The organism is Neisseria dentiae (assembly GCF_024580525.1).
Classification (GTDB): domain Bacteria; phylum Pseudomonadota; class Gammaproteobacteria; order Burkholderiales; family Neisseriaceae; genus Neisseria; species Neisseria dentiae_A.
Genome location: NZ_JANIKQ010000004.1, coordinates 73,142 through 88,925 on the forward strand (window position 1 = coordinate 73,142; position 15,784 = coordinate 88,925).

At 56.9% G+C, this 15,784-nt stretch carries 13 protein-coding genes and 1 pseudogene; 7 read left to right on the top strand and 7 right to left on the bottom strand.

The features are described 5' to 3' along the window. Positions 1-24 precede the first annotated feature (24 nt). Positions 25-2,928, top strand: a complete 2,904-nt coding sequence (locus NQ012_RS03975; protein ID WP_373566632.1) for an Rne/Rng family ribonuclease — start codon at positions 25-27, stop codon at positions 2,926-2,928. Between the two features lie 372 nt (positions 2,929-3,300). Here the strand turns inward: NQ012_RS03975 and speA are convergent, their stop codons facing one another. Then, positions 3,301-5,205 (bottom strand): arginine decarboxylase, encoded by a 1,905-nt coding sequence (gene speA, locus NQ012_RS03980; protein ID WP_257066305.1) that lies wholly within the window; start codon positions 5,203-5,205, stop codon positions 3,301-3,303. A 499-nt stretch (positions 5,206-5,704) separates the two neighbouring features. Then, positions 5,705-6,493: an inositol monophosphatase family protein gene (locus NQ012_RS03985; RefSeq protein ID WP_257066306.1), complete on the bottom strand. Its 789-nt coding sequence runs from the start codon at positions 6,491-6,493 to the stop codon at positions 5,705-5,707. An 83-nt stretch (positions 6,494-6,576) separates the two neighbouring features. Here NQ012_RS03985 and NQ012_RS03990 point away from each other — a divergent pair, with 83 nt between their 5' ends. After that, entirely contained in the window at positions 6,577-7,299 is a 723-nt protein-coding gene (locus tag NQ012_RS03990) for a 16S rRNA (uracil(1498)-N(3))-methyltransferase (protein WP_257066308.1), read from the top strand. Positions 7,300-7,386: 87 nt separating this feature from the next. Here NQ012_RS03990 and NQ012_RS03995 read toward each other — a convergent pair whose 3' ends face one another. Continuing rightward, positions 7,387-7,851 carry an Lrp/AsnC ligand binding domain-containing protein gene (locus tag NQ012_RS03995; protein ID WP_257066309.1) on the bottom strand — a complete coding sequence of 155 codons (465 nt, stop codon included), beginning with the start codon at positions 7,849-7,851 and terminating at the stop codon, positions 7,387-7,389. Positions 7,852-7,983: 132 nt separating this feature from the next. On the opposite strand from NQ012_RS03995, the gene NQ012_RS04000 reads away from it, so the two are divergent. After that, complete coding sequence (locus tag NQ012_RS04000) at positions 7,984-9,240, top strand: D-amino acid dehydrogenase (protein WP_257066310.1); 1,257 nt, start codon at positions 7,984-7,986, stop codon at positions 9,238-9,240. A 328-nt stretch (positions 9,241-9,568) separates the two neighbouring features. Here the strand turns inward: NQ012_RS04000 and NQ012_RS04005 are convergent, their stop codons facing one another. Further along, positions 9,569-10,186 (bottom strand): riboflavin synthase subunit alpha, encoded by a 618-nt coding sequence (locus NQ012_RS04005; RefSeq protein ID WP_257066312.1) that lies wholly within the window; start codon positions 10,184-10,186, stop codon positions 9,569-9,571. Between the two features lie 152 nt (positions 10,187-10,338). Further along, positions 10,339-11,619, bottom strand: a complete 1,281-nt coding sequence (locus NQ012_RS04010) for a NupC/NupG family nucleoside CNT transporter (RefSeq protein WP_257066314.1) — start codon at positions 11,617-11,619, stop codon at positions 10,339-10,341. A 245-nt stretch (positions 11,620-11,864) separates the two neighbouring features. On the opposite strand from NQ012_RS04010, the gene NQ012_RS04015 reads away from it, so the two are divergent. The 3 genes from NQ012_RS04015 to NQ012_RS04025 all read left to right on the top strand — a co-directional run bounded on the left by NQ012_RS04015 (position 11,865) and on the right by NQ012_RS04025 (position 13,453). Next, the gene (locus NQ012_RS04015; protein WP_257066316.1) at positions 11,865-12,305 is read left to right on the top strand and encodes a peroxiredoxin; all 441 of its coding nucleotides are present in this window, start codon (positions 11,865-11,867) and stop codon (positions 12,303-12,305) included. An 11-nt stretch (positions 12,306-12,316) separates the two neighbouring features. Continuing rightward, on the top strand, positions 12,317-12,901 hold the full coding sequence (locus NQ012_RS04020; RefSeq protein ID WP_257066318.1) for a GNAT family N-acetyltransferase: 585 nt from the start codon (positions 12,317-12,319) through the stop codon (positions 12,899-12,901). A gap of 90 nt (positions 12,902-12,991) precedes the next feature. Further along, on the top strand, positions 12,992-13,453 hold the full coding sequence (locus NQ012_RS04025; RefSeq protein WP_257066320.1) for a methylated-DNA--[protein]-cysteine S-methyltransferase: 462 nt from the start codon (positions 12,992-12,994) through the stop codon (positions 13,451-13,453). Between the two features lie 315 nt (positions 13,454-13,768). On the opposite strand, the pseudogene NQ012_RS04030 reads toward NQ012_RS04025, so the two are convergent. After that, positions 13,769-13,917 (bottom strand): annotated as a pseudogene (locus tag NQ012_RS04030) (lipoprotein signal peptidase). A 99-nt stretch (positions 13,918-14,016) separates the two neighbouring features. Here NQ012_RS04030 and xerD point away from each other — a divergent pair. Then, complete coding sequence (xerD, locus tag NQ012_RS04035) at positions 14,017-14,907, top strand: site-specific tyrosine recombinase XerD (protein ID WP_257066322.1); 891 nt, start codon at positions 14,017-14,019, stop codon at positions 14,905-14,907. Between the two features lie 238 nt (positions 14,908-15,145). Here the strand turns inward: xerD and mog are convergent, their stop codons facing one another. Then, positions 15,146-15,727, bottom strand: coding sequence for a molybdopterin adenylyltransferase (mog, locus tag NQ012_RS04040; protein WP_257066324.1), 582 nt, complete (start codon positions 15,725-15,727; stop codon positions 15,146-15,148). Between the last annotated feature and the right edge of the window lie 57 nt (positions 15,728-15,784).

Consider the following 15,784-nt stretch of genomic DNA (forward strand, 5'->3'; position numbering starts at 1 on the left):
TGAAACGAGGTTGTTATGAAACGTATGTTGTTTAATGCCACGCAGGCCGAAGAGCTGCGCGTGGCGATTGTCGACGGGCAGACGCTGCTCGACCTCGACATCGAAACGCTGGGAAAAGAACAGCGCAAAGGCAATATCTATAAGGGTGTGATTACCCGCATCGAACCGTCGCTGGAAGCGTGTTTCGTCGATTACGGCACCGACCGCCACGGTTTCCTCCCGTTTAAAGAAGTATCCCGATCCTATTTCCAAGACTACGAAGGCGGCCGCGCGCGCATTCAAGACGTGCTCAAAGAAGGCATGCAGGTTATCGTGCAGGTGGAAAAAGACGAGCGCGGCAACAAAGGCGCGGCGCTCACCACCTTTATCAGCCTGGCCGGCCGCTATCTTGTGCTGATGCCCAACAACCCGCGCGGCGGCGGCGTGTCGCGCCGTATCGAAGGCGAAGAGCGCCAAGAGCTGAAAGCCGCGATGGCCGAGCTGGAAGTGCCGCGCGGCATGAGCCTGATCGCCCGCACCGCCGGCATCGGCCGCAGCGTTGAAGAGCTGCAATGGGATTTCAACTACCTGCAACAATTGTGGCAGGCCATCGAAGAAGCCGGCAAAGCCCATAACGAGCCTTACCTGCTGTTTATGGAAAGCTCGCTGCTCATCCGCGCCATCCGCGACTACTACCGCCCCGACATCGGCGAAATACTCGTCGACAACCAAGAAGTGCACGAGCAAATCAGCGAGTTTATGAGTTATGTGATGCCCAACAACGTAGGCCGTCTGAAACTCTATCAAGACCACACGCCGCTGTTTTCCCGCTTCCAAATCGAGCACCAGATTGAAAGCGCGTTCGCCCGCAGCGTGAGCCTGCCTTCAGGCGGCGCGATTGTGATTGACCACACCGAAGCCCTCGTTTCCATCGACGTCAACTCCGCCCGTGCCACCCGCGGTGCCGACATCGAAGATACCGCCTTCAAAACCAATATGGAAGCTGCCGAAGAAGTCGCCCGCCAAATGCGCCTGCGCGACTTGGGCGGTTTGGTGGTAATCGACTTCATCGACATGGAAAACCCCAAGCACCAGCGCGACGTTGAAAACGTGCTGCGCGACGCGCTGAAAAAAGACCGCGCCCGCGTGCAGATGGGCAAACTTTCCCGCTTCGGCCTGCTCGAGCTTTCGCGCCAGCGCCTGAAACCGGCTTTGGGCGAAAGCAGCCACATCGCCTGCCCGCGCTGCGCCGGCACCGGCGTGATCCGCAGCATCGAATCTACCACCCTGCATGTGTTGCGCATCATTCAGGAAGAAGCCATGAAAGACAACACCGGCGAAGTGCACGCGCAAGTGCCGGTGGATGTGGCCACCTTCCTGCTCAACGAAAAACGCGCCGAGCTGTTCGGTTTGGAAGAGCGTTTGGACGTTTCCGTATTCCTGATTCCCAACACCCATCTTGAAAACCCGCACTACGAAATCACCCGCGTGCGCACCGACGATGTGGACGAAAACGCCGAGCCGAGCTACAAGCGCGTGGAAGTGCCCGAAGAAAACGAAAGCGACAAACCCTTCGGTAGCGAAAGAGCCAAAGCCGCCCGCCCCGAACCCGCCGTTAAAGGCGTGAAACACACCCAACCTGCGCCCATCGCGGCCGAACCCGCCGTAACCTCATCAGGCTGGTGGGGCGGTTTCAAATCGTGGCTGGGCAAAGTATTCGGCGGTTCGCCGGAACCTGAAAAAGCACCCGAGGCCGAAAAAGCCGCGGAGCGGAGCAACGGCAACCGCCAAAGCAACCGCCGCCAGGCCGCCGGCAACCGCCGCCAAACCCCGCGCCGCAATCCGAACCAGAAACGGCAGGACGACGAGGTTCAAGAAACCAAAGAAACCGCAGCCGCAGGTTTGGCCGAAAGCAGAGAGGGCGACAATGGCAACCGCGCCCCGCGCAACCGCCGCAATCAAGACGATAACGGCCGCAACCGCCAAAACCGTAACGATGCCGCCCGCAACACCGCAGAAGAAAGCAAACCGGTAGAGAAAGCGGCGGAAAAAGAAACCCGCAACGAACAGCGCAGCGACAACCGCCGCCGCAACCGTAGCGAAAAAGCCGCCGCCCCGGTTGCCGCCGTAGCGGCATTGGAAGCGGAAAACCTGCCCGAAACCGAAGTGGAGGCAACTGCGGAAGCCGTGCAGGCCGAAGCACGCAGCGATAATCAGGGCAGCCGCCGCGAGCGTGACCGCAACCGCCAGCGCGACCAACGCGACCGCCGCAGCAACAGCAAAAAACGCAATATCCCTTCCGCCGCCAAAATCGAGCAATATCTGAGCATCGAAGAAGCGGCCAACAAGGTGCGTTTCGCCGTGGCGCATGTGTACGGCGGAGCGGAAGAAACCCCCGTTGCCATCGCCGTAGCCGCCCCGTTGGCTGCCGATACCGGAGTGGCGGCCGTTGCTGCTGCCGACGAACCTTTGGTTGTGGTGGTGCCCGTGCAGGAAGCAGAACCTGCCGCCGTTGCGGAGCAGGCCGCAGAAAGCGGCGGGGCCGAAACGGCGTTGTTTGCCATCGAATCCGACGATGCCGCGGAAGCGGCGAGACCGTCTGAACAGGCGGTAATCGAATCGGCGGTATCGAATGCGGAGCAGGCCGTCAGCAATGTATTGGGCATCGGCCATGCAGATGAAGACGTTGCGCTGGAAACCCAACCGGCAGGGCAGGCGGAAGAAGTTGCCGTTGCCGCCGTGCAAACCGTAACCGCCGTGCAAACCGTTTCAGACGGCCAAGACTTGGGCGGTTTGGTGTTGGTGCAAACCCGCGCCGATGCGCTGGCCGCCGCCGCAACCTGGGTGCAGCCCGAAACCCGTGCCCTGCGCCGTGCCGACGTGCCGAAAGTTGCGGAGGCCGAAGCTGCCGATGTGCCGCTGGTGCAGGTGGAAACCGGCAAACAGTAAGCAGGATGCCGATAGAGAAAATCCCGGCCGTTATCGAACGGTCGGGATTTTTTGTCGGCGCAAGTTTTTAAACGGTTCCGTTATGCCCGAATTTAAGTATTTCAGACGGCCTGAAGGTAGTTTTACAAAGATTTCAGGCCGTCTGAAAGCTTAATGGGAACAGACGGTTTCGGGTACCTTCCCGTCCGTCATTGCCGGGCTTGACCCGGCAATCCAGCTTCAGATGTTTCTGTAATAAATATCCGCCTTTCGCCTGAACGACAAATGCCGGATTATCGGGGCAAGCACGATAACAACGGAATCAAACGGTTCAGACGGCCTTAACGAATCTTACGGAGATTTCAGGCCGTCTGAAAAACATTTGCCGATATATCAGGCTTCGTCTTCCGTTTCGGTGCTCAGATAGCTGCTTTGTTTGAGCGCGTGCAGAAATTCGGCGGTGTAGAGTTTGCGCTCTGCGGCCTTCAATTGCGCCCAACGGGTTTTTTCTTCGAATTTGTTGATCACTTCGTTGGTGGAAAGGTGAACATAATGCAGCATATCTTCAATGGTGTCGTGCTCTTCCATGCCGGCGAATTCGATGCTGCCGTCGTTGCGCACATAAACGTTAACCGAATCGGTGTCGCCGAAAAGGTTGTGCATATCGCCGAGGATTTCCTGATACGCGCCCACCATAAACACGCCCAAAACATACGGTTCGCCGGGGATTAGATCGTGCACGCTCATGCTGGATTCTATGCTTTGCTGATCGACATACTGGCTGATTTTGCCGTCTGAATCGCAGGTTAAATCCTGCAACACGGCGCGGCGGGTGGGGCGCTCGTTTAGGCGGTGCAGCGGCATAACCGGCAGCACCTGGCCGATGGCCCAAGTGTCGGGCAGGCTTTGGAACACGCTGAAGTTGCAGAAATATTTGTCGGCCAGCTTATCGGTTAAATCGTCGTAAACCTGACGCTGCGAGCGCCGTCCGGCCTGAAGCTGGTTTTTCAGACGGCGGCACAATACGGCGTGGAGCTGTTCGGCCAGCGCTTTTTCTTTCAGCGGCACTTTGCCTTCGAGATACAGCTCGGTTACTTCGGTGAGATAGTGGCCGATGCGGTAATAGGTTTCGGTAACCATTTCGCTGTCGTTGATGTCGAGATAGGCAATCAGCTTTTTGGTGGCGAAAGAGAGGTTTTCTTCGTCGGCGATTTCGGGAATCTGCTCGGGCAGGCGTTCGACATCGGTAACGTTCATCACCAGCACGGCGTGATGCGCGGTCATGGCGCGGCCGGATTCCGAAAAAATATGCGGGTGCGGCACGTTGTGTTCGTTGCAGTATTCGGCCAGCATCGAAACGATGGTGTGCGAATATTCGCCCATGTCGTAGTTGATGGAGCTGGCATTGCGCGAGTGCGTGCCGTCGTAGTCCACGCCGAGACCGCCGCCCACGTCGACATACTCAATCGGCAGCCCCAGGCCGCGCAGCTCGGCGAAATAGCGCACGGCTTCTTTGAAACCCATGCGGTAGTCGGCGATGTTGGAAATTTGCGAACCCATGTGAAAGTGCATCAGTTTGACCGTATCGGCCAGATCGGCTGCGGTGAGTTTTTCCACGGCGGAAATCAGCTGCGCGGCGGAAAGGCCGAATTTGCCTTTTTCGCCGCCGGTGTCGGCCCACTTGCTCGACGAGAGCGAAGAAAGGCGCACGCGCAGGCCGATATTGGCTTTGATGCCGAGGTTTTGCGATTCTTGAATCACCAAATCCACTTCGGATTCTTTTTCAATCACGATAAACACTTGGTGGCCGAGCCGTTGCCCCATCAGTGCCAGGCGGATGAAGTCGCGGTCTTTATAGCCGTTGCACACGATGGTGCCGCCTTTGGGCGCGAATGCCAAAACAATCATCAGCTCGGGCTTGGAACCGGCCTCGAGGCCGATGGAAACCTCGCTGTTTTTCGGCACGATGATGTTTTTCACCACGCTTTCCTGCTGGTTGACCTTAATCGGATAAATCGCCGTGTATTTGCCCTGATAGCTGTTTTTGCGGATGGAACGGTTAAACGCCGCACACAGCCGCGCCACGCGGTCTTGCAGAATATCGGGAAAGCGGAACAGCATGGGCAAATCCTGCCCGCGTCCGTTGAGTTGCGCCACCAGGCCGTATAAATCGACTTCTACGCTGCTTTGGTCGTTCGGCCGCACCATCACGTGGCCGTTTTCACCCACCGAAAAATAGCGGTCGCCCCAATGGCGGATACCGTAAAGCGAAGCGCTGTCTGCTGCCGACCAAGACATAGTTTTGTCCTTCAAAAACAGGGTTGATAAACGGCGTGAATCATAGCACAAGCGGTTGCGGCGGCGGGGGAAAATTCGGGCGGTTTTTAAGGTTGGGGTTTCGGGGAAGGGGATTTAGCGTCAATCAAGTTTTCCGGCGCCGCTTTCAGACGGCCTGATTGCGAAAAAACGGCAATGCCGCGTTTTGCAGATAAAAAAAACCATTCATACCAAGGGAGAAGTATGAATGGCCAATACATTGCGGGAAAACGTCTTACCGGCACCCGCCTCAAGGGAGAGAAAAGGCGTTAGCGGTGCCAGCGGTTTGCATTCTAAACCAGTTAGCTTTAAATGGCGTTAATCTGTGCAATTATTTTCATAATTTACGTTCATTGTTGTTTGTTTGCAAATAGCATAACCGTTTTGGATATAATTTTCAGGAAGTTTTTGTGTTGTATGCGGTTTATTTGGTCGGCTTGTTAAGAGACTGTTTGCAAGCCGTGCGCGGGGCAGGGCGGCGTTATTGGTTTTCGCGTATCCATTTCAGCCATTTTGTAAACAATTCATCTTGCAAACCCGCAATCACCGAACGCTTGAACACATGCTCGCCGCTCCAAAAATCGTCGCCTTCCAAAGTGGCCAATTTGCCGCCGGCCTCTTCGAAAATCAGCGCGCCGGCGGCGTAGTCCCATAGTTTTTGGCCGCCGTGCACATAAATATCGTAGCGGCCCGAAGCCAGATAGCACCAGTCCAGCGTGCTGCTGCCCATGCTGCGTATGCTGCCGAACGGCGCCAAGGTGTTCATGCGGCTGGAAAGTTTGCCCGAGCGCAGGTATTTGATTTCCACGCCGGCGATGGCTTCGTGAAGCTGCTTCTGCACGTTGCGCAGCGGCAGCGGGCGGCCGTTGAGGAAAGCGCCGCCTCCGCGTTCGGCGTAAAAGCATTCGTCGCTTACGGGGTTGTAAATCACGCCCATTTGCGGGCGGCCGTTGCGGATAAAGGCGCACGATAGGGCGAAATGCGGCAGGCCGTTGATGAAATTGTTGGTGCCGTCGATGGGGTCGACCACCCATAACCCTTGCCCGTTATGCCGCCACAGTTCGGTTTGGCGTTGTGCGGTCATTTCTTCGCCCAGCATGGGGCGGTCGATGATGTCGGGCAGTTTGGCTGCAAATGCCGCCTGTGCGGCCAAATCGGCTTCGGTCAGCAGCGAACCGTCGGCTTTGCGGCTGATGCCCACGTCGAGAAAACGGGGCATCACTTCGGTTTGCGCCACTTCACGCACCAGCATATGCAGTCTGTTTAACACGATGTATCCTTAAATATTAAATGCTTGCTATTTCGGCCTGAAAACGACAATATTAACTTTTTTCAGCCGATGATACCAACAGAATGCCACGCTTTTACGTCTCCGATGCCTTGTCTTCCGGCCAACTGCTTGATTTGCCCGATAATGTGGTGCGCCACCTGAATGTGCTGCGCACGCGCGCGCATGAAGAAATCGTGCTGTTTAACGGCAACGGCAAGGCTTATCCCGCCCGTTTGGCGCTTTTGGAAAAGCGCCGCGCGCAGGCCGAGATTTTGCGGGAAGAAGGGGCGGACAACGAATCGCCGCTGCGCATTACGCTGGTGCAGGCGGTTTCCAGCGGCGAGCGTATGGATTTCACCCTGCAAAAAAGCGTGGAATTGGGCGTTACCGAGATACGGCCGGTGTTGAGCGAGCGTTGCGTGGTGCGTTTGAGCGGGGAGCGTGCCGACAAACGCTCTGCGCGCTGGCAGGATATTGTGGTTTCGGCCTGTGAGCAGAGCGGGCGCAATGTGGTGCCGAAAGTGCTGCCGCTCTTGCCTTACCGCGAAGCTTTGGCAGGTTTGCCCGAAGGTTCGCGCCTGCTGATGAGCCTTAACCAAGCGCGCAGTTTGAACAGTATCAAACCTGATCCGCAGGGTATTGTTTTGATGGCCGGCCCCGAAGGCGGTTGGACGGAGGCGGAAGAGCGGTTGGCGTTTGATGCCGGTTTCGAATCGGTCAAGCTCGGGCCGCGCGTTTTGCGCACCGAAACCGCCGCGCTGGCCGCCATCGCCGCAGCGCAGGCATTATGGGGCGATTTCGCCTGAATTTTGTTGGATGTTGCCGTTAGGCTTGCAGGCCGTCTGAAAAACTTTTCAGACGGCCTGCAAGCCTAACGGGCAAACGGTTTGCGTTTAACCCAAATCCAGCAGCATTTCTTCTTTCACTTCTTCCATCACCACATAACTGCGGCTTTCTGCCGCTGCGGGCAGTTGCAGCAGGATATTGCCGAGCATATCGCGGTAGGCCGACATATCGGGCAGGCGCAGTTTGATTAAATAGTCGTATTCGCCCGAAACCAAATGGCATTCGAGAATCTGCGGGATTTTCGACACTTCGCGGCGGAAGTCTTCAAAAATATTGCCCGATTTGGAGCGCAGTTTGATTTCCACGAATACCAGCAGGCTTTGCCCCAGCGCGTGCGGGTTGAGGCGTGCGTGGTAGCCGCTGATGATGTTTTCGCGTTCGAGGCGGCGCACGCGCTCGGTTACGGGTGTGGTGGACAAGCCCACTTTTTCGGCCAGCTCGGTCATCGGAATGCGGGCGTTTTGCTGCAACAGCCTCAAAATTTTTAAATCGGTTTTATCCAAATCTTTCATGTTTGATTTTTCACTTTTATATTGATTATTTTAAGGATATTAATCTTTTTAAATATAGAAATAAAGTGAAAAACGCTATTTTAAATGGGTTAGACTTTAAGATCTCACTACACATATAAAAAGAGGGCGGAAATGAAAGTGATCGTGTTGGGCGCAGGCATCGCGGGCGTATGCACGGCCTGGTATCTTTTGGAAGCAGGGCACGATGTTACCGTTATCGACCGCGCCGATGCGGCGGCGATGGAAACCAGTTTTGCCAACGCCGGCCAGCTTTCCTACGGCTACACCACGCCGTGGGCCGCGCCGGGCATTCCGAAAAAAGCCGCAAAATGGCTGCTTCGGCAGCATTCGCCGCTGATTTTCAAGCCCGACGGCAGCCTGTTCCAACTGCAATGGCTGTGGCAGATGCTGGGCAACTGCAATAGCGGGCGCTACCACCAAAATAAAGAGCGCATGGTGCGGGTGTCGGAATACAGCCGCGAAATGTTCCGCCGCTTTCAGGCGGAGCACGCTTTGGATTTTGAAGGGCGGAACAAAGGCACGTTGCAGATTTTTCGCACCGAAAAAGAAGTGCGTGCGGCAGAGGGCGATATCGAAGTGCTGCAAGCCTACGGCGTGCCGTACCAAAGATTGCAGCCCGAAGCGTGCTTACAATACGAACCCGCGCTGAAAAAAGCGCTGCACAAAATTGCCGGCGCGCTCTACCTGCCCAACGATGCCACCGGCGACTGCCACCTGTTTGCCCGCAAACTCGCGCAAATGTGTATGGAAAAAGGCGCAGAGTTCAAATTCAACTGCGAAATCAGCCGTATCGAGCATTCAGACGGCCTGATTAAAGCCGTTCACGCAGGCGGAGGGCGTTTCGAGGCCGACCGCTTCGTGTGCGCGCTCGGCAGCTTCAGCCGCCCGATGCTGGCCGCATTGGGCTTGGATTTGCCCGTTTACCCCGTTAAAGGCTACTCGCTCACCGTGCCGGTTACCGACGGTAGCGCCGCGCCCGTTTCCACGATTATCGACGAAACCTATAAAGTGGCCATTACCCGTTTTAACGAACGCATCCGCATCGGCGGTATGGCCGAGCTTTCCGGCTACAAGCTGCAACTTGCCCCCGAGCGCCGCGAAACGTTGGAGCTGGTGGTGAACGACCTCTTCCCCGGCAGCGGCGATTTACCGCGCGCCACCTTCTGGAGCGGCCTGCGCCCGATGACGCCGGACAGCACGCCCATCATCGGCGCTACTCGTTTTGACAACCTGTTTATCAACACCGGCCACGGCACATTGGGTTGGACGATGTCGCTGGGTTCGGCCAAACTTACCGCCGATTTGGTGTGCGGCAGGGAAACGGAAATCCGCAGCAACGATTTGGGGCTGAGTCGGTATAACAAATAGAATCGGGCGGCGGGAGCGCAGGCTGCCGTTGCTGAAAAACAATTTGCTTCAGTTATGCCCGAGTTTTATCCGGGCATTTTTTGTTTGAAAAGCAATATTTGAGAAGATATAACCGATACGCGCCAAACCTGGGAACGGCGGCGGTTGGTTTTTTCAGACGGCTCGGCGAATATTGCAAAATTTGAGGCCGTCTGAAACGTTTCAGACGGCCTAAACGGGTTTAGCAAACTCCCGGCCTGCGGTTTAGAACGGATAAATCAGCTTCCGGGACAAAGCAGCAAACCGCAGGCAATGCGGCAAGATGCTGCAACAACGCAGCGGGGCAAGTTTATCCGCTGTTGCGCTGCGCCAGCACACGGGCCACGGTATCTACCACCGCCTGTGTTTGCGGGTCGATTTCGATGTTGACCACGTCGCCCGTGCGGCGGCTGCCGAACAGCGTGCGTTGCAGGGTTTCGGGTATCAGGTGCACGTTGAATTCGCCGTCGGTTACGCTGCCGATGGTGAGGCTGCAACCGTCCAAGCCCACGAAGCCTTTGGTGAGGATATAGGGTTTTAACCCGGGCGGCAGGGCAAACCATACGGTGCGGTTGTGCGCGCTCTCTTCAATGCGGATGATGATTGTGGTGGCGATGATGTGGCCGCTCATCAGATGGCCGCCGATTTCGTCGCCGAAGCGGGCGGCGCGCTCGAGGTTGACGGGGCTGCCCACGCTTAACGCGCCGAGGTTGGTTTTGGCCAGCGTTTCGCCCATCAGGTCGAAATCCACCAGCCGGCCGTTGATTTTGGTGATGGTGAGGCAGCAGCCGTTATTGGCAATAGAAGCGCCGGTTTGCAGATTGTGCGCCATTTCTTCGGGCAGCTCGACGGTGTAGGTGCGAAAGTCGGGGGAGGGCGCGTGCACGGCGGCGATACGCCCCATGCCTTGAACGATGCCGGTAAACATAAGCTATTGTTTCCTTTTGATAAATAAAACAGGCCGTCTGAAAGTTTGTTTTAGCTTCGCAGAAACTTGTTTCCTTTCGGAAACTGCGTTTTAGCTTCGCAGAAACTTGTTTCCTTTCGGAAACTGCGTTTTCAGACGGCCTTATCCGGTTTTTAACCGATAATGGCCGCGCCCGACAAACCGATAAACAAACCGGCAATCACCGCGCTCATCAGGTTGGACAGCGAGCCGGCCACCACCGCTTTGAGGCCGAGGCGCGCTACGTCTTTGCGGCGGTTGGGCGCCATAATGCTCAGGCCGCCCACCAGCACGGCGATGGAGCCCAGGTTGGCGAAGCCGCACAAGGCAAACGAGATAATCGCCTGTGTGTTTTCGCTCAGCTTGACGGCCGATTCGGGGCGTAAGTATTTCACGAATTCGGAGTAGGCCACAAATTCGTTCACCACCACTTTTTGGCCGATTAACGAGCCGGCGATGCCCGCTTCGTGCCACGGCACGCCGATTACCCAAGCCAGCGGCGCAAACAGCCAGCCCAAAATGGTTTGCAGGGTTAGGCCGCCGTAGCCGAACCAGCCCGCCACGCCGCCGATCAGGCCGTTGAGCATGGCGATTAAGGCCACGAATGCCAGCAGCGAAGCGCCTACCGCCATGGCAATTTGTGCTCCCGTTACCGCGCCGCCCGCAGCCGCATCAATCACGTTGGCGGGTTTTTCTTCTTCATCGGCGGTGGCGTCGATTTCCGCTTCGGTTTGCTGCTTTTCGGTTTCCGGCACCAACAGTTTGGCAAACAGCAGGCCGCCGGGCGCGGCCATAAACGAAGCGGCGATCAGGTAGGGCAGCGGAACGCCCATCTGCGCGTAGCCGCCCAACACGGAGCCGGCCACCGAAGCCAAGCCGCCGCTCATAACGGCAAACAGTTCCGATTCGGTCATTTTGCGGATAAACGGGCGCACCACCAGCGGCGCTTCGGTTTGGCCCACGAAAATGTTCGCCGCCGCCGACATCGATTCGGCTTTCGACGTGCCCAGCACTTTTTGCAGAAAGCCGCCGATGATTTTAATCAGAATCTGCATCACGCCGATGTAATACAGCACCGCCACCAGCGACGAGAAAAACACAATCATCGGCAACACGCGAAAGGCAAACACGAAACCGCCGCCGCCGAACACTTCAAACATTTTGTCCGACACCAAACCGCCGAACAAAAAGCTTACGCCGTCGCCGCCGTAGGCAATCACCTTGCCCACGCCTTCCGACACCGCCAAAAGGCCGTCGCGCCCCCACGGTACATACAGCACCAGCGCGCCCAGCGCCACCTGGACCAAAAACGCGCCCGCCACCGTGCGGATATTGATGGCTTTACGGTTGGTGGAGAGCAGCACCGCAATCACAATCAGCACCGCCATGCCCAACAAACTGTTCAAAACGCCCATTTCGCTTTTCCTTTTTTGACGAATTGCGCACATTATAAAGGAGCGCGTAAAGCCGTGGCGGAATTTTCAGACGGCCGATAGCGGGTTAAATTTCAAATAATGTACCGCCTTGGCGTACTATTTGTACCGCGGCTTCGGCGCCTTGTCTTATTTGAAATTTAATCCGTTATATAAGGCTTTTGGCACCCGCCCGAAATGATATAAGATAAGGCCGTCTGAAAACATTTCCGCAAGAAAGAGCAAATATGGCATACCACTTCACCTTGCCTTCCAGCGCCGGCCGCGATTTCGTGTCATCCGAACATCTGCCGCTGGTGGTGTATTTCTACCCGAAAGACAGCACGCCCGGCTGCACCACCGAAGGCTTGGATTTCAACGCCCGCCTGGCGCAGTTTGAGGCATTGGGTTATACCGTAGTAGGCATTTCGCGCGACGGCGTGAAATCGCACCAGAATTTCTGCGCCAAACAGGGTTTCCGGTTCGAGCTGTTGAGCGACGCCGACGAAACCGTGTGCAAAATGTTCGACGTAATCAAACTGAAAAAACTCTACGGCAAAGAATCGCTGGGCATCGAGCGCAGCACTTTCGTGCTCGGCCGCAACGGCGAAATCATCCGCGAATGGCGCAAAGTGAAAGTGGCCGGCCATGCGCAGGAAGTGTTGGAAACCCTGCAAAACCTGTCTTGAAAGCCATATCTATGAATACTCCGCAACCCGTAACCCTCAGTCTGAACGGCATCCGCCTGGAGCCGCTGGGCATGCAGCACGAACAGGGCCTGCGCGAAGCCGCAGCCGACGGCGAATTGTGGCGGCTGGTGTTTACCTCGGTGCCCGAGCCGCACGAAACCGCCGCCTATATCCGCCAAGCATTGCTCACCTCCGACCGCCTGGCCTTCGCCGTGATAGACGAAACCTGCGGCAGAGTTATCGGCAGCACCAGCTATCACGACATCATTCCCGCCGCCGCACGCTTGGAAATCGGCTACACATGGTATGCGCAAAGCTACTGGCGCAGCCGTGCCAACACCACCTGCAAATACCTGCTGCTGTGCCACGCTTTCGACACGCTGGGCGCACAAACCGTGGGCTGGCGCACCGACAACCTGAACACCCGCTCGCAACAGGCCATCGAACGGCTGGGCGCGCAAAAAGACGGCGTGATACGCGGCCAGCAGGCGCGCCGCGACGGCAGCGTGCGCGACACCGTGATGTACAGCCTGATCCGCGCCGAATGGCCGCAGGTTAAGGAGCGGCTGGCGGCACGTTTGGGTTTGGCCGGTTGAACGTTTGTCATTCGTTGTGTCAACAGACACCGGGGTTTAAAAAACAATGAAAATCCGGCTGCGGGTTTTCAGACGGCCAAGGTAAGCATTATGAACCGCTATCCCTGTTTATACGCCGCTCCGTTCGGCAACATTACGCTGGTTTTCGACGCGCAAAACAACCTGCTCGAACTGCATCTTTCTGGCAAGCCCGAGTATGCGCCGTATCCCCTGCCCGAAGCGTGGCAGCGCAAGCTCGACGGCTATTTCGCAGGCCGTCTGAAAAACTTTAACCAGCCTGTTTCGGAGCAGGGCACCGCCTATCAGCGGAAAGTGTGGCAGGCGATTGCCGAAATTCCCGCCGGGCAGGTGATGACTTACCAAGACATCGCCCGCAAAATCGGCAGCCACCCGCGCGCCGTTGGCGGCGCGTGCGGCAAAAACCCGCTCGCGCTGGTGGTGCCCTGCCACCGCGTGGTTGCCAAACACGGTTTGGGCGGCTTTTCCAGCGGCGAGGGCGAAGCGCTCAATATCAAACGCTGGCTGCTGAAACACGAAGGCGTGGAAATATAGTGAATTCGCTTACTCCATTACGGCGTTGCTGCGCCTTAGCTCAAAGAGAACGATTTTGTAAGCCACTAAAGCGGCAACAGAATCGGTTCCGTACTATTTGTACTGTCTGCGGCTTGCTGCCTTGTACTGAAGTAAGTGAATTCACTATATAACCGTTTGGCCGAACGGTGCAGGCCGTCTGAAAAAACACAACCAAACACCACGATATGAACGAAAACCCCCAACCCGATTTGCAGAAACGCCTGGCCGAGATGGAAATCCTTTTGGCCGAAGCCTTGGCCGATAAAGCGAGGGCAGAAGCGCATCTGGCGGCGGTTAAAGCCAAAACCGAGACCTTTGCAAAACCCCCAGATGTGGATGCAGTTCAAGGCGTAGCAGCGCAGCGAGCGCAGACATATCACACGATAGGCAAGCGAGTGAGCAGCGCACAACGCAGAAATGCGCCGCAGATGGGGGTTTTGCAAAGGTCTCAAGCCGCCAAAATCGCCATGTTGGCCATTCTGGCGGCCATCGTTGCGGTTGTCGCCTTGATTATCGTAACGGCCGCCCTGTGAAACCCTGTTATGCCGTCTGAAAAACACCCCGACCCCCTTGCCGAACGCCTGCTCGAACACCTGTGGCTGAACCACCGTTTGAGCCAAAACACGCTCGATGCCTACCGCCGCGATTTGGAAAAAGTCGTTGGCCGCCTGCGCGCGCAGGGCTTGGACTGGCAAACCGCGCAAAGCACCGACTTGGCCGCCGCCGTTTACCACCCCGATGAAAAAACACGCTCGCAGGCCCGCGCCCTGTCGGCCTGCAAGCGGCTCTACGGCTGGCTGCTTGAAACCGAGCAGCGCGCCGACAACCCCACCCGCCACCTCAGCGCACCCAAGCAGGTGCAAACGCTGCCCAAGCTGATTACCGAAGCGCAAATCGAGGCACTGTTGAACGCGCCCGACACCGAATCGCCGCACGGCCTGCGCGATAAAGCCCTGCTGGAGCTGATCTACGCCACCGGCCTGCGCGTGAGCGAAGCGGTGAAGCTGAAAGTGAATGAAGCCAACCTCGGCAAAGGCATCATCAACACCATCGGCAAAGGTAACAAACAACGCATCGTGCCGCTGGGCGCCGAAGCCGTGTATTGGATAGAGCGCTATTTGGTCGAAGCGCGGCCGCAATTATTGAAAAACCGCATTTGCGACGAATTGTTTGTGAGCCAGAAACGCGCGGGCATCAGCCGCCAACTGGCGTGGATGATAGTGGAAAAATACGCCGAGGGCGCCGGCATCCAGCACCTCAGCCCCCACGGCCTGCGCCACGCCTTTGCCACCCATTTGGTCAACCACGGCGCCGATTTGCGTGTGGTGCAGCTCTTGCTCGGCCACGCCGACATCAGCACCACGCAGATTTACACCCACGTTGCCAACGAGCGGCTGAAAAGCATTGTGCAGGAACATCATCCGCGAGGTTAGGGTAGGGCAGGCCGTCTGAAATACCCAAACGCCGTCATACTTGGGCTTGACCCGAGCATCTTTTTGGGTTTCAGAAATCTTTAGGAAAATGAGATACTCGGGTCAAGCCCGAGTATGACGCAGAGGTTTTAAGATATTGAAAGGAATGTTGCCAAGAACATAGGCCGCCTGAAAAGTTTTCGGACGGCCTCAAGTTTTGTTTCTATAAAAATAGTTCGGATAAACGGGGCATCCGGCGTTATTTCTGTTTCGGCCTGAACGCTTTGCACACCGTTTCGTCGGTTTCGATAAACGCCCCGCCGATTAATTCGACGCAATACGGAATCGCGGCAAACAGGCCGTGGACTTTGATTTCCCCGCCTTCCCCGCGCACACCGCCCAAGGTTTCGGCGATGGCTTTGGGGCGGCCGGGCAGGTTGACGATTAAGCATTTGCCGCGTATGCCCGCGGTTTGGCGCGACAGGATGGCGGTCGGCACATAATAAAGGCTGATTTGGCGCATCTGCTCGCCGAAGCCGGGCATTTCTTTATCGATAACCGCCAGCGTGGCTTCGGGGGTAACGTCACGCGGGGCGGGGCCGGTGCCGCCGGTGGTGAAGATCAGGTCGCAGCCGTCGGTGTCGGCCATGCGCCGCAGCACCGCTTCGATGGCGCTCTGTTCGTCGGCAACCAGCGCTTCGGCGAAATTGATCGGGTTTTTCACGGCGGCTTGCAGCCATTGTTTCAGGGCGGGGATGCCTTCGTCGGCATACACGCCGCTGCTGGCGCGGTCGCTGGCGGAAACGAGGCCGACGGTAACAGTGGGAAGAGTGTGCGGCATGGCGGCTCCTTGTTTGGTGCACGGTGTTTGGTTTTCAGACGGCCTGATTGGGGTTTT

Excerpts from the sequence above, each read along its gene's own strand:
- NQ012_RS03975 (WP_373566632.1), top strand. The coding sequence starts at position 25 with ATGTTGTTTAATGCCACGCAGGCCGAAGAGCTGCGCGTGGCGATTGTC.
- speA (WP_257066305.1), bottom strand. The coding sequence starts at position 5,205 with ATGTCTTGGTCGGCAGCAGACAGCGCTTCGCTTTACGGTATCCGCCAT.
- NQ012_RS03990 (WP_257066308.1), top strand. The coding sequence starts at position 6,577 with ATGCCACGCTTTTACGTCTCCGATGCCTTGTCTTCCGGCCAACTGCTT.
- NQ012_RS03995 (WP_257066309.1), bottom strand. The coding sequence starts at position 7,851 with ATGAAAGATTTGGATAAAACCGATTTAAAAATTTTGAGGCTGTTGCAG.
- NQ012_RS04000 (WP_257066310.1), top strand. The coding sequence starts at position 7,984 with ATGAAAGTGATCGTGTTGGGCGCAGGCATCGCGGGCGTATGCACGGCC.
- NQ012_RS04005 (WP_257066312.1), bottom strand. The coding sequence starts at position 10,186 with ATGTTTACCGGCATCGTTCAAGGCATGGGGCGTATCGCCGCCGTGCAC.
- NQ012_RS04010 (WP_257066314.1), bottom strand. The coding sequence starts at position 11,619 with ATGGGCGTTTTGAACAGTTTGTTGGGCATGGCGGTGCTGATTGTGATT.
- NQ012_RS04015 (WP_257066316.1), top strand. The coding sequence starts at position 11,865 with ATGGCATACCACTTCACCTTGCCTTCCAGCGCCGGCCGCGATTTCGTG.
- NQ012_RS04020 (WP_257066318.1), top strand. The coding sequence starts at position 12,317 with ATGAATACTCCGCAACCCGTAACCCTCAGTCTGAACGGCATCCGCCTG.
- NQ012_RS04025 (WP_257066320.1), top strand. The coding sequence starts at position 12,992 with ATGAACCGCTATCCCTGTTTATACGCCGCTCCGTTCGGCAACATTACG.
- xerD (WP_257066322.1), top strand. The coding sequence starts at position 14,017 with ATGCCGTCTGAAAAACACCCCGACCCCCTTGCCGAACGCCTGCTCGAA.
- mog (WP_257066324.1), bottom strand. The coding sequence starts at position 15,727 with ATGCCGCACACTCTTCCCACTGTTACCGTCGGCCTCGTTTCCGCCAGC.